Source organism: Desulfosarcina alkanivorans (assembly GCF_009688945.1).
Lineage (GTDB): Bacteria > Desulfobacterota > Desulfobacteria > Desulfobacterales > Desulfosarcinaceae > Desulfosarcina > Desulfosarcina alkanivorans.
Genome location: NZ_AP021874.1, coordinates 3,818,398 through 3,839,153 on the forward strand (window position 1 = coordinate 3,818,398; position 20,756 = coordinate 3,839,153).

Here is a 20,756-nt window from a genome sequence, read left to right on the forward strand (position 1 = left end):
AAATGGCAGAAGGCGGCCGCCTGGGGTTGCATTCTGAGTATTGGCTGATATGATCCTGAAGTGCTGATGACCCCCGACAACCCGATCGGTTATGGAGCAACCATTGAAAATTGTCGTTACCAATGATGACGGATACGATCAGCCCGGGCTGGCCGCCCTGGTCGAAGCGGTAAAACCATTGGGCGAGATAACGGTCGTCGCACCGGCAACCCCCCAGTCCAACGTGGGGCACCGGGTGACCATGCGCGATCCCATCCGGGTGGATCGTGTCGGCGAACGGACCTATGTGGTTCACGCAACCCCGGCGGACTGCACCCGCCTGGCCGTCAAATGCCTGGTGCCCGATGTCGACTGGGTGGTTGCCGGGATCAATCCGGGTGCCAACCTGGGCAGCGATGTCTACCAGTCCGGCACCGTGGCGGCCACCCGTGAAGCTGCCATTCTGGGCATCCGGGCGGCAGCCGTCTCCCAGTATATCGGACCGGACGTCACCGTCGACTGGCCGGCGGCACAGGCGCAGAGCGCCCGATGCCTGCAGGCCGTCTGGGAAAAACCGCTGGCTGCGGGCCAGTTCTGGAACATCAATCTGCCCAGCCCGATTTCCGCCAACGACGTCCTGGCCCACCGTTTGTGTCCCCTGGACAAGCACCCCCACCGCTATCGATACGTTGAAGCGGCAAAGGGCTATCGCTACCAGGGAATCATCCACGACCGTCCCCGAGCAGCCGGCAGTGATGTGGACGTCTGCTTCGGCGGAATGATTGCCGTTACCCGGATGGAGATTTAACCGAATGAATTTTTGTTCCCATTGCGGCGGCCCCGTGGTTCTCCAGGTGCCCGAGGACGATGAACGACCGCGCCACGTCTGCCCTTCCTGCGGCACCATCCATTACCAGAATCCCAAGCTCGTGGTGGGCTGCATCCCGGTATGGGAGGATCGGATCCTCATGTGCCGCCGGAACATCGAACCCCGGAAAGGGTACTGGACCCTGCCTGCGGGATTCCTGGAAAACGGGGAGACCGCGGCTGCCGGCGCCCGACGGGAAACCCTCGAGGAAACGGCATCAACCGTTACCGACCTGGAACCCTACCTGATGGTCGATATCGTTCACATCCACCAGATTTACCTGATGTTCCGTTCACGCCTGCTGGCGCCCGACTTTCACCCCACCCGGGAAAGTTCCGAAGTAAAATTGCTCGGAGAAGCGGACATTCCCTGGAACGACATCGCCTTCAAGGTGGTTGAAAAAACCCTGAGACACTACCTGCAGGACCGGCCATCGGGCCGATTTGTCTTCCGGACCGACAAGATTGACAACCGGAGGTTGATCGGCAGTTGAATTCGACATGCCCCCCTGATAAACCGGTTGCCGCCCCACCGAACGGTGTCAAAGGAACTGGCCGAACTCGATGCCCACCCCCACGCACTGCCGGCCGAGCACGCAGGCGGCGGCATCCGCATCTTCCAGGAAATGGCGCACCTTTTCGCCCCCCAGCTCAAAATCCACCGCCCAGGCCCTGTTGGCCGCATCCCATTGTACGACCATATTGCGTTCGCATGATCCAAGTTGGGGATAAATTTCAGATATTTTCTCACATAGTTCCGATCTATTGACCATGGGTCACCTCCACGGGTCCTTTTCAACCGCGGCCCCGTCGCGAGTCCATGTGGACCGGATGCGGACGAAGCACGGTGCGGGTTTGTCGTTGTTTCCGGGAGAGCCGTCAAAGCGGTCAGCAGGAAGAAAACAGGCGGCGGGCGGGTCAGCGTCTTTTCCCCGGATCGATTCAGGGGCTGGTAATGACAAAATTCGCCAATTACCAGTGTCCGTAGGAAAGCGGGGCAATCTTGAGCGTGCGCAGAAACCGTGTAAAACCGGCGTTTCCGGAAATATGTAACCTAAGATAACCGCATTCACCGATTAATCAAGCACGGTCCCTGCAGGGCTTCTGGTACCCGGACCCGTCGCTGGAACCAGGACAATTTGACATTAAGACGACCGGTCATATCGTTATTCCCATGAAACGGATCAGAGACCACAGACGCGGCGCCATACTCGAATCCGGTGCGGAATTGATGCTCCGAAAAGGATATCACGGCACCGGGATTCAGCAAATCGTCGATGCTGCCGGCGTCCCCAAAGGATCGTTCTACAACTACTTCAGGAGCAAGGAAGATTTCGCCCTGGCCGCGATGGAACACACCAGCCGTGATCATATCTCCCGGTTCGAAGCGGCCCTGCAAAAGGGCTCCCCGTCTCCCCGCAAACGGATCATTGAGGCGTACAGGGCCATGGCAAAAGCCTATGATGAGGCCCGAAGCTACACCACCGGGTGTTTTGTCGGAAACCTGTGCCAGGAGCTGGCCGACACCAACGCAGCCGTTGCCGAAAAGGCGGAATTCCTGTTTCGGATATACACCACGGCGCTGGCGCGGTGCATCCGCAGCGCCCAGGCCGCCGGGGAGGTCGCTGCGGAAGCGGACCCCGACCGATTGGCGGAAGCCATTTTCAACAGCTGGGAGGGGGCCATCCTGCGCATGAAGTCCAGCCGGAGCATCGGGCCCCTGAATGCGTTTCTGGGCATGCTGGAGATGCTGCTGCAATAGTGCCGGACAGGAACTGGAAATGGCAGGTCATGGTCCAGACAACAAGGCAACTGGGTTTGAACCCAACCAATGAAATAGACGACCGGTCATTGGAATCAATGACCGCATTGAAAGGAACACCATCATGACAGACACGTTATTTACCCCCTATACCCTCGGATCGTTAACCCTGCCCAACCGCCTGGTCATGGCGCCCATGACCCGCAACCGCGCCGATGAAAACGGAGTGCCCCGGCCCATGACCGCCACCCACTATGCCCAGCGGGCCACGGCAGGGCTGCTGATCACCGAAGCCACCCAGGTTTCTGACAAGGCCAACGGCTACATGTTCACCCCCGGCCTCTACACCGACGACCAGGCCCGGGGATGGCGGGCCGTCACCGATGCGGTTCACGCCAAAGGCGGCCGCATTTTCAGTCAGCTGTGGCATACCGGCCGGGTGTCCCACACCCTGCTGCAGCCGGATGGCGGGGACCCGGTGGCCCCCTCTGCCGTCCCGGCGGACACCCAGGTGTTCACCCCCAACGGGTTCGAACCGCCAAGCATGCCCCGGGCCCTGGCTGTCGGCGAAATCCCGACCATCGTTGAACAGTTCGCTCATGCGGCCCGGCTGGCCAAAAGCGCCGGTTTCGACGGCGTGGAGGTCCACGGCGCCAACGGCTACCTGATCGAACAGTTCCTGAAAGACGGTTCCAACCGGCGCACGGACGCCTATGGCGGGGACATTCCCTCGCGCATGCGCTTTGCCCTCGACGTGGTCACGGCCGTGGTGGCGGTCTGGGGGCCCGGACGGGTGGGATTCCGCATCTCTCCGAGGGGCGTCTTCAACGGCATGGTCGACTCGGACCCGCTTGCCCTGTACAGCCGGCTGACTGAAGCGCTCAACGACATTCCCCTGGCCTACCTGCACCTGATCGAGCCGCTTCCCGGCCACCCCGCTTTTACCAGCCAGGAAGAGGTGCCGCCGGTCGGCAAGGAGCTGCGCAGGATCTACCAGGGGTCCCTGATGATCAATGGGGGCTACGGCAAGGAGAGCGGCGAAAAGGCAATTGCCGAAGATGCGGCGGACCTGGTGGCCTTCGGGGTTCCCTACCTGGCCAATCCGGACCTGGTGGAACGCTATCGTCGCAACGCACCGCTCAACGTACCGGATCAGGACACTTTCTACGGCGGTGATGAAAAGGGGTACAACGACTATCCGTTTCTGGACGAATAACCGACTGAAGTGCCTGTGGCACACGATCCCAAAAAAAACGCCGGCCCCCGGGGTCGGTGTTTTTCATGACCACTGCGGTTGCAGGGAGCGGATAAAGGACACCTCGTTCCGGTATTGTTCGACGGTACTGCGATGGGCGGGAATGGGGTTGGGCGTGACTGCTGGAACGGGCAGCCGCAGGCGGCGGTCAAAGGGCGTCTGGCCGAGTTTCATGTTGAAGGCGGTGACCATCAGGGCTTCCAGATTGATGGCATCCTGCAGGTTGTAGGCCAGCAGGGTCTCTAAGGCCTGTTCGTCACGATTGCGAAGGTAGGCCTTCCACAGCACGACCGCGAACAGCCCGTCAATGTCTTCAAGATCACCGCGGTGCATACCCAGCTGCGCCTCGCAACGTTTGAGTCCCCCTTTGAGCCCCAGGCTGGAGAGCACGTAACGCAGGTCGATGTGGGCATGGTCCAGAGGCCGGCCAAAATGCCGTTCGATCACCGGCACGTCGAAACATTTCCCGTTGTAGGTCACCAGCACGCGATAGCGGCCAATGTCGTCGATGAAGTCCTCCAGGTTTCGTCCATTCACGTAGGTGGCCATCGTCGACCCGTCGTAAACGGCAATGGTCGAGATGGTACAGTCCGTTTCCAGCCCGGTGGTTTCGATATCCAGGTATGCGGTCCGGTTGCGGAACTCACCGAACAGACGCCACTGCTGGCTGGCCGGAATGCGCCGGGCGAAAAAATCGGGGTTGCAGCCGTCCAGTTGGCGCCGGGATTCGATCAGGGTCTCGGAAATGGCTGCCCGTCTGGAGGCCGACAGCTTCAGCGACGCATCGTCGAAAAAAGCGTCCCAGTCATGGACGCCGGCGGCCCAGAAGCCCTGTTCGGTTTTCGGTCCGATGCCCGGGATATGGATAAACGTGTGTCGAAGCATAAGGTGACGTTTACCCGATTTTGCCAGGAATTGAAATGGGAATCGATGCAGGCCCGGAAAGGATGTGCGGGCGTGGAAAAGATCGGGTTGACGCTATGGGCGCTCTTCTTCAGGCGGTGCTTCATTCTGGGACGGTTCTTGATCCCCTTGGGAAATGACGCTGTTTTTTTCCAATTTGTTTTTTCGTTTTTCTTCTTTCTTTTTCTTTCTGGCCAATTCTTTCTGGCGCTTTTGAAAGGAATAATTCGATCTTGCCAATGGCCGACCTCCTTCGTTTTAACCGCTTAAATTCATAATAGGATCGATGCAAAAAAACCTCGATACGGCTGCCGGACGGCAGGGGGTGGCGAAGGGTCCGCACCGTGGTCCAAACAAAAAAGGCACCCCCGCGTATCGCAGGGGATGCCTTTTATTTCTCAACAGAAGGTTAAACTACGGTGACATTCGTGGCGGAAGGACCTTTGGGTCCCTGCTCGATGTCAAAGGAAACGCGGTCACCGTCATTCAAAGATTTGAAACCGGTAGCGTTGATGGCAGAATGATGAACAAACACATCTGCTCCGTCTTCCTGCTCAATGAATCCGAATCCTTTTTGGTCGTTAAACCACTTTACTATTCCATTAGCCATGATAACATCCTCCTTTCTTAAGATTTTCAACGTCGCAGACTGGAGGGTGCCACTCGGACAAATGGGGTTTACCTCTAGAAAGAAACTGCCCTGCACAAGGGTCAGGACTTGATTGATTACAGCCAATCTAATCCTTATTGGAGAGAAAGCAAGCGAATCATTCGTTATTTTCAATAAAAATGACGGGCGCAGATATTTTAACAGGCGAAAATATGGGCTTATGCTGAAATGGTTGAAATGGTTGCAGCGTTGATGATAATTTATCCGTTCCTGTGACCGAGGAGATCTGGAAATGAAAAACGTTCACGCTGAATCGGATGCCCGCGCCCAAAACCAGTCGAAACCAACAATCGAGAAAGAAAAAAGCTATCGTGAGCTCATCGAGAATCTGAACGATATTGTCTACACCACTGATGACAAAGCCATCGTGACCTGGGTCAGCCCTAACATCAGCCGGCTGTCCGGATATACGCCCGACGAAGTGATCGGAAAAAATTTCATCGATTTCGTTGCCCCCGATGATCTGACGGGACGGATCGATCAGTTTTTAAAAATTCTTGGCGGTACCACCCAAGCCACGGAATACCGGCTGGTCACCAAAACAGGTGAAATAAAATGGGCCCGGACCAATGGGCGGCCGATCAGGCGCGAAGGCCGTGTCGTGGGCGTCCAGGGGATTCTCGTTGATATTACCGATCAAAAAAAAACCGAAGAAGCGCTCCGACAATCCGAAGAAAAGTACCGAATCCTGGTCCAGCATGCCAAAGATGCAATCTTTGTTATCCAGGAGGAGCGCATCCGGTTCATGAATCCCAAGGCATCGGAAATACTGGGGTACACCTGTGAGGGCATCGCCGACCGATCCTTTATCGACTTCGTGCATCCGGACGACCGTGCTGCCATCGTGGACCGTTATATCCGGCGCCTGCGCGGTGAGCCCCTGTCCGACCAGATCTCCTTCAGGATATTGAACAAGGATGGCGATGTCAGGGATGTGGACCTCAATGCCGTGCTGATTTCCTGGGAAAAAAAGCCGGCCATCCTGAATTTTTTAAGGGATATCACCCGCCACAACCAGATGGAGGCCCAATTGCGCTATGCGCAGAAAATGGAGGCCCTGGGGACCCTGGCCGGAGGTATCGCACACAATTTCAACAACCTGCTCATGGGCATTCATGGTAATGTATCGCTGTCCCTGATGCGCTTGGACCCGTCTGCATCTTCCATAAAATATCTGGAAAATATCAACAAGCTGGTCGAAAGCGGCTCCCGGCTGACCCACCAGCTATTGGATTCCGCCCGGGGCGGGAGTTGCGAATTCGGCACCGTGGACGTCAACCAGCTGGTCAGGGAGGTTTCCGAAACCCTGACGGCCACGAAAAAGCACATACGGCTGCATCCCCGGCTGTCCGAAAAGATCCCGTGCATTCAAGCCGATCGCGGCCAGATCGAGCAGGTGCTGCTGAACCTTTTTCTGAATGCCGCCGATGCAATGCCCGATGGAGGAAACGTGTTTATCGAGACATCTGCCCTGACAGGGGCCGGGGCCAGGGGGAAAGCCGCGCTGTCCAGCCATCGAACGTATGTCCTCCTGAAGGTGTCCGATGGCGGCACCGGCATTCCTGAAAAAAATCTGGATCGCATCTTCGAACCTTTTTTTACCACCAAAGGGTTGGAAAACGGCACCGGGTTGGGGCTTTCCACCGCATACGGAATCGCCAAAAGCCATTACGGGGATATTGCCGTTGAATCCGAGGTCGATAAGGGGTCGAGCTTTTTTGTATACCTGCCGGCATCCGAGGACGGATTGGCAGCCACCGAAACGATGAAGGTATCCGAAGCGGCAACAGGACAAGGAACCATTTTGCTGGTCGACGATGATGCGTCGGTGATTGAAACCAGCGCGGAGTTGCTGGAGCTGATGGGCTTCGCGGTGTTAACGGCCTCCTGCGGGCCGGACGCACTGGGAACGTTTCTGAAAAAGTGGCAGCTGATTGACCTTGTGATTCTGGATCTGATCATGCCTGAAATGAGCGGCAAAGCGCTCTATCACCAGATGAAGAAAATCAACCCGGGGGTGAAGGTCTTGCTTTCAAGCGGATTCAGTGTATCCGGTGAAGCCGAGGACCTGCTGCGCATCGGGTGCCATGGATTCATCCAGAAACCGTACGATATCAAACAGCTGTCAGCAACCATAGTGGACATCCTGTCGGCGGAATAAACCATCACACACCCGATGGCCGGGTGCCCTCCGGGTTCCAGGGCCCGCCAAGGCGCTGTGAAGCCGGAGGTGGGCAGCGAAAAAGAGTTGCACCCGCGGATGGCGTTCGTCTGCCGCCATCATTTTCTACCTGGTGGCCTTGCGGTTATCGAGGACCCTTCTGAGCTGTTCGGACAATTCGTAGATATTGAACGGTTTCTGGATAAACCCGTTGCAGCCCCTTTCCATGATGGCCTTCGTCTGGCCGCCCGGAGAGTAGCCGCTGGACAATATCACGGGCATCGCCGGTTGAAGCTCCCGGATGCAATCGAATGTCCGGCCGCCGTCCATGCCGGGCATGATCAGATCGAGGATCACCAGTTGAACGTCGCCGCCGTTTCGCCTGACCGCCTCCACCGCGCGTTCACCATTTCTGGCCACCATCACATCATAGCCCAGCTCCTCCAGCAGGGCCTTTCCGACGCCGAGAATCAACTCTTCATCATCGACCAGAAGAATCGTCTCGGCCCCTTCGACCAGCTGCCTTGCCAGAGGGGCTGGCTGCCACACCGCCCCGTCAATCAACGGCAGGTAGATGGTAAAGGTGGTCCCGTGGCCGACTTCACTGTAAACGGTAATGATCCCCTCGTGATTTTTGATGATGCCATAGGCCGATGCCAGCCCCAGGCCGGTGCCGCGCCCCATTTTTTTGGTTGTGAAAAACGGATCGAAAATCCGCTGGCGAATGGAGGCATCCATGCCGACGCCGGTGTCGGTGACCGAAATCTTGGTGTAATGGCCCGGTTTGACCTGGCAGGGATTGCAATAGGCATCATCGAGGGCGACGAGGCCCGTATCCAGGTATAGATCCCCGCCGCCAGGCATGGCCTGCCACGCGTTGATATACAGGTTCAGGAAAACCTGTTCGAGCTGGCTCCGGTCTGCGGCGACCACGGGTGAGGGGCGCTTCAGGTTGGTGTGGATGCGAATTTCCTTTCTCGTCCGGCCAAACATCGTTGCACTTGCCACCAGCAGTTCATTGATGTCGACGGGACGCACCTCATATTTTCCTCCCCTGGCAAAACCCAACAATTGTCTGGTCAGGTGGGTCGCGCTTTGTATGCACGCCTCGATGGCGACGATATGCTCCATATGCGGGTGGGATGGCGCCATACGAAGCGATAAAAGCGAGGTGCGGCCCTGAATGCCCATGAGCAGGTTGTTGAAATCGTGGGCTATTCCCCCGGCCAAAGTGCCGACGGCCTCCATTTTTTGAGATTCGAGCAGCTTGTTCTCGAGCCGTTTCCGTTCGGCAAACAGGTCGTCTATCTCGTCTTTGATCAGTTTGATGGACTGGAAAAGCACGTAAAACGGATCATCTTCGGTGATTTCCATCGGGGGTTCGCCCCCTTCCCGGTCCCACTTGATGCCGCCGATATAGGTCAGGAGCTGTTCGATTTTTCGTCGGTTGGGATCTTCCGCTGTCACGTCCGCTGAAAACCGGGGCTGGCCGGATGGCGGACGCTGCCGGTCCTGACTGACCATCAGAAAGGCGTGATCAAGGTCCCGGACGATTTCAACGCTGAACGGCAAAAATGGCCGGGCCAGAAGTGCCGCCGTATGCATGGAGGCATTGGCGTGATAAAGGATATAGGCGCGCAGCGGGAACCGGCGGTTCCATTTTTTCAATGATTCGAGAAAGGCGATTCGTCCCTGACGGTTTCCCCGGCCCAACCGGCTTGCGTCAATGATAACATATTCTATTGCGGAACCATGGGGCAGTTGGGCCTGGAATAAAGGACGCATTTTTTCAAGCATCGGTATGTGCTCGCGCTCGATGCCGCCCTCGGCGATCGAATGAAGAATGCGCCTGTCGACGATGACAGAGCGATTGGCAAATTTCGGCGTTTGAATATTCCAGGACTCGTTCGAAAGCACTTCCACCGGTGAGAACGACCGGTTTGAACGATCGATGCAGGTTTGTTGGCCGAACAGGAATGCGTCCGACCCGGACAGGGACGGGTCGCACAGCTTGAGTGCACGCACAGCGGCATCTCCGTATTGCCCTTCCACGTAAATGGGTTTGTCCGACAGGTTGAAACGGCGGCCTATTTTGACCGCAATGGAAAGCAAAGGGGACAAATTACAGAATATTAACGCCAGAATCCGTTGGTTGGCGGTCAACCTGTTGGTGGCGTACTGCCGGGCCGACTGGCTGACCCCCTCCAGGGCGGCATAATCTTCTATTTGCAGATATTGTCCGTTTACGCCGCTTACGGATTCGGCCACGGCCTCGTTGAGCGCCAGTGACTGCCGGACTCCGGTGATGTCGGCAAACCCTTCCGGACAGCTGTAGATGATGGCCCCGCCGATCACATAAAAATTGGCCACCAGCGTTTCACCGACCTGCTGCCGGATCCATTCGGGGCGGAACGCGACCCTGAACCCCGTGACCGGGCAAACCCAATCCGGCTGCAAGCATCGTCCGCCCTGATTTGAAAGCGTGTTCATCTTGGATTCGCCCTGATCGTGAACGATTATCACTTCGTCAATGGCGCCTGCAATAAGGCCATGACGGCAATGGGTTGCGCCATATGAAGGTATCAAACCTGGAATAGAGAGGATGGAGATGGAGGCCCGTACAGGCCAATATGCCAAAGTAACGGCAAAAATTCAATCTTTTTGAAGGGTTTCAGGGCAATCCGGCTGGCCCATCCCCGGGCGCTTGAATCCGCCCGGAGACCAGCCTTCATGCCCTTGTCCCGTCTCCCGGTGCCTGATCGGGATAAATGACCGCCGGGCTATCGGACGCGATGGCCGGTTCGCTTCAGGACCGAAACGGCCTGCTCCAGATCGTGTCGTTTTACCAGGACATAGTCCGTGTCATACGTGGAGAGGGCGAAAATTGAAATGCCGGCATCGGCCAATGGCCCGGCCACTGCCAGGAGAATGCCGGTGAGTGAAAAATCCAGGGGGCCTTCAATTTTCAGGGCGAGAAAGCCAGGCTCGGTCCGGACGCCGCCCGGTGGCGCGTCCTGGCGGCAGACGATGGACAGTTCGTCCGCCGTGCGGGTGACGGAAGTCAGGCCCTGCACGGGCAGCCAGTCGGGAACAGGCGCGTCCGGCGCCAGCCGGCACACCGACAATGGATCCTCCAGAACCGACAGGGTCAATTGAACAGGTTTCATGGTCGCGTTCCAATGCCTTTGAAAAACGTATAGCAAAAGGTGCCATCCGCCCGGGTGGTACGGCAGAGATCAGCCATACCTTTATCCCATGTCCGCTCACCGATCAACCCCATGGCCAGGGCCTGCTCCCTGACCCCCGCCACCATGGCGGTAAAGGTCCTGCGGGTAAAGCCGTCGATCAGGGCGGGCCGGGACGCATCCACATATACCATGCGCGGAGAAACCGCGACACCGGCGTATCCGGCATCGACGAGCAGCGGATACAGCCGCCGGCCGATCAGTGCATCGCCACCGGCATGGGCCTGGATTTTAACCAGGCAGTCGACAACCCGGTCCGCCGCATCGCTCCTGGGATGGCAGTAGTAGGATCCGTGGTCGCCCTCGATGACAGTGAGCGTCCCCCCGGGTTTGAGCACCCGCCGGAATCCGGCCAGTGCTTTCACAGGATCGGCCAGATGCTCGAGGACAAAGCAGACGAAGACATGATCGAAGCAGCCCGTCCGGTATGGCAGCCGGTAGAGGTCCCCCTGCCTGAAGCTCACGTTGGTCAGCTGCCGGTCCGCCGCCATCCGTCGGGCCGCGTCGAGGGACGCCCTGGAGATGTCCATGCATTCGAAACGGACTCCGGGGCTGTTCCGGGCCAGCGTGAGGGTCTGGGCGCCGACGCCGCAGCCGGCCTCCAGCACCCGGCTGCCGGCCGGGTAGGCGGTGTCCCCATGCAGCAGTTCGGTGAGTGTACCGGCCTGGTCGGCCAGCCGGCAGGATTCTTTTTCTGAATACCCGTGAACATAGGAACCCATATACCATTCTCCCTTGTCTGGATCCAAAGCCGATCGGAACGGTTTCCTGTCGTTCAGGACAGGAACGCAGGGTTTTCGCAACCAACGGCGTGGCGGCGCACCGTCGAGGATTGCGAAAACGTGAAAACGCCGGTCTGGACCGCAAGATACCGTTCAACGGGAACGGTGGTCTTGTACAGAATTGCGGTATCGACCGGGCGTGGTGCCGACGATTCGCTTGAAATGGCGGGAGAGGTGGCTCTGATCGTAAAAGCCCGCTTCAACGGCAGCCTGCGCAGGGGGTTCTCCGGACGCGAGCAGATGCGTTGCCCGCTGCACCCGCGCCTGTATGAGATAGGCGTGGGGCGTGAGCCCGACCTGCCTGCTGAAGGTGCGGATGAAGTGATAGGGACTCAGGCCGCTGGCCGCCGCCAGTTCGTCAACGGAGATGTCCCGGGCATGGTGGGCATGGATATAGTCCCGGGCGGTGCCCACGGCCACCGGTTCGCGGCCGGTTTCACGGGCCGGGGGGTGCGGCCGGCCGTATTTCCGGATTACCCGGGTCAGTACCGCCAGCAGTTCCGTCTCTTTTTCCAGGAGCGGTGCCTGCGGCGCCTGCATGCGACGGTGAAGGCGGTGGATCATACGGGCCAGACCGGGATCGAAAAGCACCCCGTCCCGAATGAACGGCAGGGGAACCGTCTTTGCGGCGATCTGGGAGGCGGCCGATGCCAGCAGGCCGGCGTCCAGGTAGAACATGCGGTAGGTCCAGCCGGCTTCATGGGCGGCATGGCCGGTGTGCACCTCTCCGGGAACCGCCAGGTTGACGGCACCGGCAGGGGCCACGAGGTTCTCCCCCATGTAGCGAAATCCCAGGGCACCCCTTTCGATGACCCCCAGGCAGTACCCCTCGTGGAAATGGGGGGCAAAGGTCTGGGTCACATAGCGGGCATGCATCAGGTTCACCGGCCCCAGTCCGGTATGCACCCGGCACATGCGGGTTTTTTCCGGGCGGTTCATCCCTTGTTTCCGGCTGACCATGATCTGATCTCTGCAATTTCAGCGGCGTCGATGCCCAATGATTCCAGGAAATCCTGGTGGGCCTCGGGGGACATGCGTTCGAAGGCCACGTGCCACTGGCCCATGGCCGCGTCGTCCAGCCCGGCAGCACGAAGCACGGCCACCCAGCGCTGCTTGTCCAGCACCCGGGTGCCGGCCAGCAGCGATCGATCCTTCAACAGGTTGACGATGGTCTGCTGCTGGGCGCGCAGGTCATGGATTTCCCGATTCAGGGCCTCCAACCGCAGTTCCAGGGCCTTGACGGTTTTCTGCCGGGGCGCCGCCAGGATCCTCTGGATGGTTTCCAGGGCCATGCCCGTTCGTCGATAGCGGCAGATCTGCTCGAGCCGCTGGCGGTCCGCATGGCTGTATATCCGATAGTTGGCGCGGGTTCTTCCCGACGGCCGCAGCAAACCGATGCGATCATAATAGAGCAGCGTGCTCCGGGAAAGCCGGAACATCCGGGCCAGCTGAGAAATACGGTAGCTGGTGGCCTCACTGGCGGGTCTATCGGGCATAGGGATCGGTCTCGAGATCGAGGTCCGCCATCTTGAGCATGGTGCCGGTTTTCAAATAGTGATCCAGCATGCGTTCAAGGGCCGCTTTTTCCGATCGGAAAGCCTCGTCGGTCAGGGCCCTGATCCATTGGTTCCCCGGCTCGCTCAAGCCGGTATAGGTATGGGTCCAGGTGAGAACGGTGCCGCCGCCCTGCGCGGTCAAGGACAGGTCCAGCCGGTTGACCTTGAGGTCGGGCACCAGCCGAATGAATTCGATGGCCCGGTCTTTTTCATACCGGCACACGATCCAGGTTTCCTGGCCCCCCTGGGCGGGGAAATGGGTCTTGAAAACGGCATTGTTTTCGGCCATGCCGCCCGCCGAAAAAATCATATCACAGGACCAGGGTTCGATCCACTCGTATTCCCGCACCGGACACAACAGCGGAAACACATCGGCGGGCGGCGCACACACGGTCATGGTATAGGTTCTGACCACACGTTCTGCCTTGAAGGGCGTCATTTCATCACTCCTTTTCAAAGGGTTGACAGTATAATGACCGCATACACTGTTAAGCTGTAGGCGGGTCAATACCGATTTTCACCTTCGGCACCTCTTCGCGAATAACCGGAAGGGAAGCTTTAAAACCGGTTGATGCTGGTGTATACTCGACACACCCCCCCACCTGGACGCCCAAAAAAACGGAGGAGACGGTTATGGAAAAAACAGTACTGGTGCCCGTTGCCGACGGCACCGAAGAGTTGGAAGCCGTGGCCATCATCGATGTGCTGCGCCGGGCCGGCGCAGCGGTAACGGTGGCTTCGGTAAGCGGCAACCGCCAGATCACGGCGTCTCGCGGAACCGTCATCGTGGCCGACACCCTGATCGAGGATTGCGAAACAATCGATTTCGATTTGGTGGTACTGCCCGGTGGCATTCCCGGTGCCGAGCACCTGCGCGACTGTACGGGCCTGATCCGCATCCTCAGGCAGCAGCGCGAGCGTGGCGGTCTGTACGCGGCCATCTGCGCCAGCCCCGCCGTGGTCCTGGAGCACCATGGGCTGTTGGCCGGACGTCAGGCCACCTGCCATCCCGGGTTTGCCGAGCAGTTGGCCGACCCGTCCCGTGTTCAGGAATCGGTGGTGACAGACGGCACCTGCGTCACCAGCCGGGGCGCAGGAACCGCTGTGGCCTTCGCCCTGGTGATGGTGGAACAGCTCTTCGGCAAAACGACCCGCGACGAGGTGGCGGCATCCCTGGCCATATAGCCGCCCCATGGCAATAAACTGTCGGCGGAATTCACCGGGAACCACTTTGTTGGCCGGTTCACCAATCGCTCCAAGAGGCCGGTGCCTGTATCGATATTGCATTCAATTCAATCGGGATGCAATCCATGGCGGTGATGCACATGAAAAACCGTGTCTTTAATTTGTACCTCAGGAATTTTATACTGACCTTCCTCCCGCTGATTCTGCTCTTTGCCCTGATCTCCGCTTTTTTCTGGTTCCAAGAAAAAAAATCACAGGCCTTGCTGCTGGCGACCGCAGGACGCCAGCATGTGGAAACCCTGAGGAGGATCGCCAACGATGAGCTGAGGACCATCGTTAAGGGGTCAAACGCGGAATTGTTCTGTTGAACTATCTTGGAAACGAGCTTATCGGCAACCTCAACCGGCATTCATCCGATTCGGCTGGCGAGTTCATGATGGTCAATGCAAGTGGCTATTGGCTTAAAGGCCTTGAACCCGGGGAAGAATGGGGGTTCATGTTCGATGATCGCAAAAAGTTGACCCAGGTCCGTCGCGATCCCGAAGCCTGGCGAATCATATCCACCCGGGACGAGGGGCAATTCCGTAACGACCAGGGTCTCTACACCTATGCGACCATCTGTCCGCTGAACCGAAACATGCTGAGCAGCACCGGCTCCAGCCAGGCATTCACCCCAAGTGCGGGGGAGCGTTCCGGCAGGGAAATGCATTGGAAAATCATCTCCCTTGTCAGCGAAAAAACGCTGCAGGGACATAGCCAGATGCTTTTGTTGAAAAAGCTGCCGGCAGGCAGCTTGGAGGCACTGCTGATCGTGGCCGTCGCCATGGCCTTTTCGGTCATAACCGTCCAACGCAAACGGGCTGCGGAAGAGCGTCTCTACCTTGAAAAACTTCAGGCCATCCTGGAATTGGCTGGCGGCGTCTGCCACGAACTGAGCCAGCCCATGCAGGCCATCAGCGGGTATTGCGAATTACTCATGATAAACAGAAAAGATGATAATCCGCACAGTGGCATGATAAAAAAAATGAAAGCCCAGATCGAACGAATGGGAGGCATAACCAATCAACTGACGAGAATCACCAAATATGAAACCACCGATTACCTGGGCGGTAAAATTGTCGACATTGAGAAGTCATCCTTACCATCCAGCGATACGAATGAGGACGTGAAGAAATGAGCGACATGACCCCGCCATCACGCAAAACCGTGGCCCTGGTCCTGGGCAGCGGTTCATCCCGGGGCTGGGCCCACATCGGTGCCATCGAGGCCCTGGTGGAAGAAGGCATTCCCATCGACTTCATCTCGGGGTGCAGCGTCGGCTCCTACGTGGGGGCCATCTTCGCCAGCGGCAGCCTGGACAGCCTCAAGCACTTCGTACTGAGCATGGACGGCAGGAAGGTCTTCTCCTACTTCGATGTGGTTTTTCCCCGTTCCGGCCTGCTGGACGGCACCAAGAAGGTTGCCGAACTCTTCTCCATGCACACCGCCGTAGAGCGGTTCTCCGAACTGAACATCCCGGTGATGATGGTCGCAACGGACCTCCAGCGCGGAGAAAAAATAGTTCTTAAATCAGGCCCCCTGCTTCCCGCCCTGCGAGCCACCATGAGCGTGCCGGGGCTTTTCGCACCCGCCCGGGTAAAGGGCCGCTGGCTGGTGGATGGCGGCGTGGTGGACCCGGTCCCGGTAGGCGTCGCCCGTGCCACGGAAGCCGACGTGGTGATTGCCGTGGACCTGAACAGCGGCATTGCCTCCCGCCGCATGAGAATACCGCCTGTCGAGGAAGAAGTCACACCGCTGCAGGACGGACCCAAGTTCAAGAGTGAATTGCTGGTCAAGCTGACCGACTACTACGAAACCGCAGAGTCCAATTTCAAGCACAAGATCAACGAACTGCTGGGGCGGGACTCGGGCATGCCCGACATCATCGACACCGTCATGAGTTCCATCAACATCATGCAGGAACGGATCACCCGCATCAACCTGGCCGTGGAGCCCCCGGATGTACTGATCCAGCCCCGTCTGGGCGCCTTGAAGATGATGGACTTCGACCAGGTGGAGCTGGCCATCGAAGAGGGGTATATCGGGGTCAGGGAGAAGATGGAAGACATCAAGGCGCTGCTGGAAACACCTTCAACATCATCGTTGTTGCCTCAACCGGGCAGGCCGTAATGCAGGGGCCGCACCCCGAACCAGCACAGGAATGACAGGCCATTCGCTGGTTTTGGCGGGTGCGGGCACCGAAAACACACCTTGCCGGTGCACTCCCCCCAGTGAATGCATGCGTCGGAATCGGCAACCGCAATGTATTCCGAACGGGCCGCCAGCGCCTCCCGCTGGTATCGCTTAATAATCCGCAACTCATGACATCAGCAGGGACAACAGCTGCCTGGCGCGTATATTTCGTGGTCGGACATGAACAGGCTGAGATGAACCCGCCCGCTTTCGTTGGCGGCCTCGAACATTTCAGCCGCTTGCGACGCCAAAACATGGCGGGCCTTTCCATGGAGACAAGGCTGCCGGCAACGCCGTTCAGCAGAAAGCAGACCTCCAGGGGGTAGTCACATCGTTAATAACGGCTATGGATATTCACACAAGGGCAATCCATGCAGGGCCCCCCAGGCGGAAGCCTGGGCGCGGTCATTGACACCAAGTTTATTGAATATATGGATGACGTGACTCTTGACCGTATGTTGGGAGATCTGCAGTTCCCCGGAGATCTCCCTGTTGGTGGCGCCGCCGGCAATCCGCTGCAGCACCTCAATTTCACGCCGGGTCAAAGGGGTGGGCAGGTTGTCGTTGGCGGCATCGAAATTGGCAGCACGGATTCTCTCCAGATCGGATAAGCGCGACTGCAGGGATTGGATACGGGTCTCTTTCTGGTCGATTTTCTGGCGCAGGCAGGCGGTATCGATATCCAGGGACACCGTCCGAACGACATTTCCCTGCCGGTCATAGACCGGGAAAATGGCCTTTTCCTCCACCGGACGGGCCAGGTGCGGACATTTGACCATGGATGTCCGCTGGCGGGAAAGGGCGGCAGCGTAAGCCATGCAGGTGGAATAGCCGCAAATGCGGCAGTTGGTCCCCGGCAGCAACCGATAGATGTCCAGGATGGATACGGGTTTAAATTTTTTATGATTCGGGGTGAGGCGGGGTCTTTGCCTGTACAAATCAGCTATAAAATCTAGCAGTTTCGGCAAAAATGCCATCGCCCCGGCGATATCGCGAACCGGAGCAAATGCGCCCTGCCTGGGATAAAATGCGCATAGCCGCTGAAAAAGCACAAACTTGATGTACACGGGTGTCTCATAATATTGGGCATGGTCCGCCACGGCATTGATATAGGGAAAAAGAGGCGACAGGTCACCATCCAATTCGAACCGGGCGCCATACGCGCCGGCGCCAATATCGGCAACCTGGCCCGTCATGGGGCCGGACGGGAACAGCTTCAGCGTTGTATAGGCCGTCGAGAAATCCCGGTTTTCGAAATATTCAGCGCCGCTCATATCGGGTGCCATCGGGTTCAGGGTCCGGTCTGGTCCGACGCATGACGGGGTCGCCCCCGGGTGATGACCCGCCGTCTTTGTCTGGAGTTCGCGCCGGATATTTTTCAAGAAGGTGCAAATCATAGGCAACCCCGCCACCAAACGCAATTAAATTCCGAAACCGAAACGAGCCCCCCGCGGTCCAAGACAGGCCCTTATTGCCATCGGGCATTCAGGTCCGGTTCCCCGGTCTTTTTCACCCTGTCGATGCAGCTGGGCAACCCAAAAATCGGATAAAAAATCGATGAATCCCCCATTTGGGGGATTTCAGCAGGCGGCCTGTTTCCTATGATCGCCCAGCATAAACACAGTAACCAGGCCGATATCGAGATCGGGCAAAATGACCGCGTCCGGATGGACACGCGTCGGGAAGGAAGGGATGTCATGCCTCAGCTAAAAACCCTCATGGATGTTTTCAAACTGCTGGATAAAACCAATTGCCGCAAATGCAATGAAAAAACCTGCATGGCTTTTGCCGCAGCGGTCTTCCAGGGCAACCGGCCCATTTCGGATTGTCCGCAGCTGCCACCCGAGGTTGCCCGGTTGCATGGATCACGGCCAATGCAGCGGAGCAACAACGAAAGGGACGTCGAGAAACAGCTGGCTCGATTAAAAGCCAAACTGGGGGAGGTCGATTTAACGGCTTCGGCGCCGCGACTGGGCGCCGCTGTTGACGGGGCGAAGCTGGTCCTAAAAATCATGGGTAAGGAATTCAAGGTGGACGCCGACGGAAATATAGTTACGGACATCCACGTGAATCCCTGGGTGACGGGCCCCATCCTCAACTACATCATTTACTGCAAAGGCACGCCGATCAAAGGCAAATGGGTTCCACTGCGGGAACTGCCCAGCGGCGGGGACTGGTACCGGCTGTTCGGCCAGCGCTGTGAAAAGCCCATGAAAAAAATTGCGGATGCCTACGGGGACCTGTTTGCCGACCTGGTGGCACTCTTCAACGGCCAACCGGTTGAAAACCACTACCCGTCCGATGTGGCCCTGGTCCTGCATCCGCTGCCACGGGTACCGCTGCTGATCTGCTACTGGCACCCGGAAGAAGGCATGGGGTCCAAACTGAACCTGTTCTTCGACGCCAGCGCCGAAGACAACCTGGGCATCGACGGGATATACGCCCTGGGCACCGGCATCACCCGAATGTTCGAACGCCTGGCCCTGCGTCACGGCGGCGCCCCGGCCTGATTGGAAACGGTCACAACTATAGGAAAAGGGAGGGAAAATGGCCGTAACAGCACCTGTTTTCGACCGCATTATGAATGATTATCTTTCGCAGGTGGCGCGTCTGGAAGATGTCGCCCGGATCAGTGCGGCACTGGGCGTCCGATACGACGAAAAGGGCTACCGGGTCGGCTTCTTCAACCGGCAATTCACGATCGGCGACGAAAGGATTGTGGATCAAACCGGGAAGGCCCCCAATCACTCGACCAGCGTGATCCTGTGCCAATACCTGCTGTTGTGTCCCGATCCGCCGGTTGTTGACCGGTCTCTGGTCACCTACAAAGATTTCAAGGATGCCGCGCCCTATGTGGGTGGGTTTAAAAACACGGTGGGGCGGCCCATTGCCGGGCACTTTGAAGGAAACATGGACAAGCTTGAACAGCAATGCCTGGCATTGGGGGGCCGGCCGTGGGAGACGGATGTCTCCTGCCAGCTGGCGTTCCAATTCCGTGCGCTGCCCCGGGTGCCGGTGTTTCTGCTGTTCAATGACGCCGACGAGGATTTCCCGGCCCAGTGCACCCTGCTGTTTCAAAGGGATGCGGCATCCTACCTGGATATGGAGTGCCTTGCCATGGTGGGGGCGACGCTGGCGGCCCGGCTTCAGGGGAAATAATCCCCGGCCACCGATCTCTCTAACCCGGCGTTGCAAACGCCTGAACGCTTCAGCACCGCGGCGGCAGGGGTGGCGCCGTTGTTTTTTCCTGCGAGCCTTTGGGGACACGGCCCTTTGCGTCCGCTGAGTGGAAATGGCGGCGAAGGTATTTTATCACTTCTCGATCCAGGGGGAATTGGCCCGGCCATGTTTGAACCTCAGGTTCTTTTTTTGATAGTTCCCCGCGCGATGTAATCACGTTCAGTCCGAAGGGGGTCGGGACCTCGCAGGCGTTTTCCTCAGCCGCGACATGGGATCCGTCCAGTTTCAAGGCCGCGGTTCCGGAATTCATGATGCGCTTTCGGTTGGCAAGGCGCGTTTTGCGGCCGGGTGAACAGACACTGCGGCAAAAACCGCATACGGTGTAATAAAACCAGTCGGGATCAAAGACCGCCTGACGATAGTTCTTAAAACTGTTCCCAGCGTCCTGCATCTGGGGATCAGCCTTCTGAAGACGGATGCACAGGGCATCGAGTTCCTGCTTTTCCCCGGGCAATGCGCAGGCAAGCCGGAAAGGGCTCCAATTGGACCAGGTCCCTGAATCGGACAGCCCCTGATACCCGGTGCATCCGATCCAGCAACAGGTATTCGGTCGTTTCCACGCCATGGTCTCGGTAATGCCGGCGACGGCAACCCGTCTGGAAGCCTTGGGGTGAATCATCTGCACCGGGCAGACTAGGCTGCACATTTTGCACCTGTCGCAAGGGTGATCTTCATCCGAAATGGGTGCGTCCGCCGCCAGGGTGGCGGATGTCAGAACACTTCCCAGTTCAACCAACGCGCCGTATTTCCGGGTCAGCAGATTGCCACTCCAGCCCAGGCGTCCGACCCCGGCGGCAAGGGCCGCATAGCAGCGATACCGCAAATGAAATGACCGAATTTGCAGATGGCAACAGGTAGCGCGGGTCAGCGGAGGGTGGCCCGTCGGCAAGCTTCGCCCTTGATGTGACACCGATCAGAT

The 20,756-nt window shown here is 58.2% G+C and carries 23 protein-coding genes; 11 read left to right on the forward strand and 12 right to left on the reverse strand.

The annotated features are described in order from the left end of the window. Positions 1-103: 103 nt before the first annotated feature. Both surE and DSCA_RS16755 read left to right on the forward strand, forming a co-directional pair. On the forward strand, positions 104-787 hold the full coding sequence (surE, locus tag DSCA_RS16750; protein WP_155317512.1) for a 5'/3'-nucleotidase SurE: 684 nt from the start codon (positions 104-106) through the stop codon (positions 785-787). Positions 788-791: 4 nt separating this feature from the next. Next, positions 792-1,340: an NUDIX hydrolase gene (locus DSCA_RS16755; RefSeq protein ID WP_155317513.1), complete on the forward strand. Its 549-nt coding sequence runs from the start codon at positions 792-794 to the stop codon at positions 1,338-1,340. 48 nt (positions 1,341-1,388) lie between these two features. On the opposite strand, the gene DSCA_RS16760 is transcribed toward DSCA_RS16755, so the two are convergent. Beyond that, entirely contained in the window at positions 1,389-1,547 is a 159-nt protein-coding gene (locus tag DSCA_RS16760; protein WP_155317514.1) for a hypothetical protein, read from the reverse strand. A gap of 473 nt (positions 1,548-2,020) precedes the next feature. On the opposite strand from DSCA_RS16760, the gene DSCA_RS16765 reads away from it, so the two are divergent. Beyond that, on the forward strand, positions 2,021-2,608 hold the full coding sequence (locus tag DSCA_RS16765) for a TetR/AcrR family transcriptional regulator (protein WP_155317515.1): 588 nt from the start codon (positions 2,021-2,023) through the stop codon (positions 2,606-2,608). A gap of 124 nt (positions 2,609-2,732) precedes the next feature. Further along, entirely contained in the window at positions 2,733-3,824 is a 1,092-nt protein-coding gene (locus DSCA_RS16770) for an alkene reductase (RefSeq protein ID WP_155317516.1), read from the forward strand. A 63-nt stretch (positions 3,825-3,887) separates the two neighbouring features. Here the strand turns inward: DSCA_RS16770 and DSCA_RS16775 are convergent, their stop codons facing one another. The 3 genes from DSCA_RS16775 to DSCA_RS16780 all read right to left on the reverse strand — a co-directional run bounded on the left by DSCA_RS16775 (position 3,888) and on the right by DSCA_RS16780 (position 5,376). Continuing rightward, on the reverse strand, positions 3,888-4,748 hold the full coding sequence (locus DSCA_RS16775; protein WP_155317517.1) for a ribonuclease H-like domain-containing protein: 861 nt from the start codon (positions 4,746-4,748) through the stop codon (positions 3,888-3,890). Between the two features lie 93 nt (positions 4,749-4,841). Next, a complete protein-coding gene (locus DSCA_RS32010) occupies positions 4,842-5,006 on the reverse strand; it encodes a hypothetical protein (protein WP_167527822.1) in 165 nt (54 codons plus the stop codon). A 169-nt stretch (positions 5,007-5,175) separates the two neighbouring features. After that, complete coding sequence (locus DSCA_RS16780; protein ID WP_155317518.1) at positions 5,176-5,376, reverse strand: cold-shock protein; 201 nt, start codon at positions 5,374-5,376, stop codon at positions 5,176-5,178. Positions 5,377-5,668: 292 nt separating this feature from the next. Here DSCA_RS16780 and DSCA_RS16785 point away from each other — a divergent pair, with 292 nt between their 5' ends. Beyond that, complete coding sequence (locus DSCA_RS16785) at positions 5,669-7,597, forward strand: PAS domain-containing hybrid sensor histidine kinase/response regulator (RefSeq protein ID WP_155317519.1); 1,929 nt, start codon at positions 5,669-5,671, stop codon at positions 7,595-7,597. A gap of 126 nt (positions 7,598-7,723) precedes the next feature. On the opposite strand, the gene DSCA_RS16790 is transcribed toward DSCA_RS16785, so the two are convergent. The 6 genes from DSCA_RS16790 to DSCA_RS16815 form a co-directional block, all read right to left on the reverse strand. Then, positions 7,724-10,087 carry a response regulator gene (locus tag DSCA_RS16790; protein WP_155317520.1) on the reverse strand — a complete coding sequence of 788 codons (2,364 nt, stop codon included), beginning with the start codon at positions 10,085-10,087 and terminating at the stop codon, positions 7,724-7,726. Between the two features lie 290 nt (positions 10,088-10,377). Further along, positions 10,378-10,764, reverse strand: coding sequence for an ACT domain-containing protein (locus tag DSCA_RS16795; RefSeq protein WP_155317521.1), 387 nt, complete (start codon positions 10,762-10,764; stop codon positions 10,378-10,380). Continuing rightward, positions 10,761-11,564 carry a class I SAM-dependent methyltransferase gene (locus DSCA_RS16800; RefSeq protein WP_155317522.1) on the reverse strand — a complete coding sequence of 268 codons (804 nt, stop codon included), beginning with the start codon at positions 11,562-11,564 and terminating at the stop codon, positions 10,761-10,763. Before DSCA_RS16800 ends, DSCA_RS16795 begins: the two co-directional genes overlap by 4 nt. Positions 11,565-11,717: 153 nt before the next feature. After that, positions 11,718-12,563: an AraC family transcriptional regulator gene (locus tag DSCA_RS16805; protein ID WP_197904611.1), complete on the reverse strand. Its 846-nt coding sequence runs from the start codon at positions 12,561-12,563 to the stop codon at positions 11,718-11,720. Beyond that, the gene (locus DSCA_RS16810) at positions 12,560-13,120 is read right to left on the reverse strand and encodes a MerR family transcriptional regulator (protein WP_155317523.1); all 561 of its coding nucleotides are present in this window, start codon (positions 13,118-13,120) and stop codon (positions 12,560-12,562) included. The genes DSCA_RS16805 and DSCA_RS16810 overlap by 4 nt, the downstream gene beginning before the upstream one ends. After that, positions 13,110-13,619, reverse strand: a complete 510-nt coding sequence (locus DSCA_RS16815) for an SRPBCC family protein (RefSeq protein WP_155317524.1) — start codon at positions 13,617-13,619, stop codon at positions 13,110-13,112. Before DSCA_RS16815 ends, DSCA_RS16810 begins: the two co-directional genes overlap by 11 nt. A 194-nt stretch (positions 13,620-13,813) precedes the next feature. Here DSCA_RS16815 and DSCA_RS16820 point away from each other — a divergent pair, with 194 nt between their 5' ends. From DSCA_RS16820 to DSCA_RS16835, 4 genes are all read left to right on the forward strand, one after another. Continuing rightward, the gene (locus tag DSCA_RS16820) at positions 13,814-14,365 is read left to right on the forward strand and encodes a DJ-1 family glyoxalase III (RefSeq protein WP_155317525.1); all 552 of its coding nucleotides are present in this window, start codon (positions 13,814-13,816) and stop codon (positions 14,363-14,365) included. Positions 14,366-14,505: 140 nt separating this feature from the next. Then, positions 14,506-14,733, forward strand: coding sequence for a hypothetical protein (locus DSCA_RS16825; protein ID WP_155317526.1), 228 nt, complete (start codon positions 14,506-14,508; stop codon positions 14,731-14,733). Beyond that, positions 14,730-15,542, forward strand: coding sequence for a histidine kinase dimerization/phospho-acceptor domain-containing protein (locus DSCA_RS16830; RefSeq protein ID WP_155317527.1), 813 nt, complete (start codon positions 14,730-14,732; stop codon positions 15,540-15,542). The genes DSCA_RS16825 and DSCA_RS16830 overlap by 4 nt, the downstream gene beginning before the upstream one ends. Beyond that, on the forward strand, positions 15,539-16,534 hold the full coding sequence (locus DSCA_RS16835; RefSeq protein ID WP_155317528.1) for a patatin-like phospholipase family protein: 996 nt from the start codon (positions 15,539-15,541) through the stop codon (positions 16,532-16,534). Before DSCA_RS16830 ends, DSCA_RS16835 begins: the two co-directional genes overlap by 4 nt. A gap of 407 nt (positions 16,535-16,941) precedes the next feature. Here the strand turns inward: DSCA_RS16835 and DSCA_RS32295 are convergent, their stop codons facing one another. After that, positions 16,942-17,883: a LuxR C-terminal-related transcriptional regulator gene (locus DSCA_RS32295; RefSeq protein ID WP_197904612.1), complete on the reverse strand. Its 942-nt coding sequence runs from the start codon at positions 17,881-17,883 to the stop codon at positions 16,942-16,944. Positions 17,884-18,294: 411 nt separating this feature from the next. On the opposite strand from DSCA_RS32295, the gene DSCA_RS16845 reads away from it, so the two are divergent. Both DSCA_RS16845 and DSCA_RS16850 read left to right on the forward strand, forming a co-directional pair. Then, on the forward strand, positions 18,295-19,107 hold the full coding sequence (locus DSCA_RS16845; RefSeq protein WP_155317529.1) for a DUF3786 domain-containing protein: 813 nt from the start codon (positions 18,295-18,297) through the stop codon (positions 19,105-19,107). Positions 19,108-19,144: 37 nt separating this feature from the next. Next, complete coding sequence (locus DSCA_RS16850; RefSeq protein WP_155317530.1) at positions 19,145-19,756, forward strand: DUF3786 domain-containing protein; 612 nt, start codon at positions 19,145-19,147, stop codon at positions 19,754-19,756. Positions 19,757-19,805: 49 nt separating this feature from the next. Here DSCA_RS16850 and DSCA_RS16855 read toward each other — a convergent pair whose 3' ends face one another. Then, positions 19,806-20,660 (reverse strand): hypothetical protein, encoded by an 855-nt coding sequence (locus DSCA_RS16855; protein ID WP_155317531.1) that lies wholly within the window; start codon positions 20,658-20,660, stop codon positions 19,806-19,808. Positions 20,661-20,756 lie beyond the last annotated feature (96 nt).

Excerpts from the sequence above, each read along its gene's own strand:
- DSCA_RS16755 (WP_155317513.1), top strand. The coding sequence starts at position 792 with ATGAATTTTTGTTCCCATTGCGGCGGCCCCGTGGTTCTCCAGGTGCCC.
- DSCA_RS16760 (WP_155317514.1), bottom strand. The coding sequence starts at position 1,547 with ATGGTCGTACAATGGGATGCGGCCAACAGGGCCTGGGCGGTGGATTTT.
- DSCA_RS16765 (WP_155317515.1), top strand. The coding sequence starts at position 2,021 with ATGAAACGGATCAGAGACCACAGACGCGGCGCCATACTCGAATCCGGT.
- DSCA_RS16770 (WP_155317516.1), top strand. The coding sequence starts at position 2,733 with ATGACAGACACGTTATTTACCCCCTATACCCTCGGATCGTTAACCCTG.
- DSCA_RS16775 (WP_155317517.1), bottom strand. The coding sequence starts at position 4,748 with ATGCTTCGACACACGTTTATCCATATCCCGGGCATCGGACCGAAAACC.
- DSCA_RS16780 (WP_155317518.1), bottom strand. The coding sequence starts at position 5,376 with ATGGCTAATGGAATAGTAAAGTGGTTTAACGACCAAAAAGGATTCGGA.
- DSCA_RS16785 (WP_155317519.1), top strand. The coding sequence starts at position 5,669 with ATGAAAAACGTTCACGCTGAATCGGATGCCCGCGCCCAAAACCAGTCG.
- DSCA_RS16790 (WP_155317520.1), bottom strand. The coding sequence starts at position 10,087 with ATGAACACGCTTTCAAATCAGGGCGGACGATGCTTGCAGCCGGATTGG.
- DSCA_RS16795 (WP_155317521.1), bottom strand. The coding sequence starts at position 10,764 with ATGAAACCTGTTCAATTGACCCTGTCGGTTCTGGAGGATCCATTGTCG.
- DSCA_RS16800 (WP_155317522.1), bottom strand. The coding sequence starts at position 11,564 with ATGGGTTCCTATGTTCACGGGTATTCAGAAAAAGAATCCTGCCGGCTG.
- DSCA_RS16805 (WP_197904611.1), bottom strand. The coding sequence starts at position 12,563 with ATGAACCGCCCGGAAAAAACCCGCATGTGCCGGGTGCATACCGGACTG.
- DSCA_RS16810 (WP_155317523.1), bottom strand. The coding sequence starts at position 13,120 with ATGCCCGATAGACCCGCCAGTGAGGCCACCAGCTACCGTATTTCTCAG.
- DSCA_RS16815 (WP_155317524.1), bottom strand. The coding sequence starts at position 13,619 with ATGACGCCCTTCAAGGCAGAACGTGTGGTCAGAACCTATACCATGACC.
- DSCA_RS16820 (WP_155317525.1), top strand. The coding sequence starts at position 13,814 with ATGGAAAAAACAGTACTGGTGCCCGTTGCCGACGGCACCGAAGAGTTG.
- DSCA_RS16825 (WP_155317526.1), top strand. The coding sequence starts at position 14,506 with ATGAAAAACCGTGTCTTTAATTTGTACCTCAGGAATTTTATACTGACC.
- DSCA_RS16835 (WP_155317528.1), top strand. The coding sequence starts at position 15,539 with ATGAGCGACATGACCCCGCCATCACGCAAAACCGTGGCCCTGGTCCTG.
- DSCA_RS32295 (WP_197904612.1), bottom strand. The coding sequence starts at position 17,883 with ATGGCACCCGATATGAGCGGCGCTGAATATTTCGAAAACCGGGATTTC.
- DSCA_RS16845 (WP_155317529.1), top strand. The coding sequence starts at position 18,295 with ATGCCTCAGCTAAAAACCCTCATGGATGTTTTCAAACTGCTGGATAAA.
- DSCA_RS16850 (WP_155317530.1), top strand. The coding sequence starts at position 19,145 with ATGGCCGTAACAGCACCTGTTTTCGACCGCATTATGAATGATTATCTT.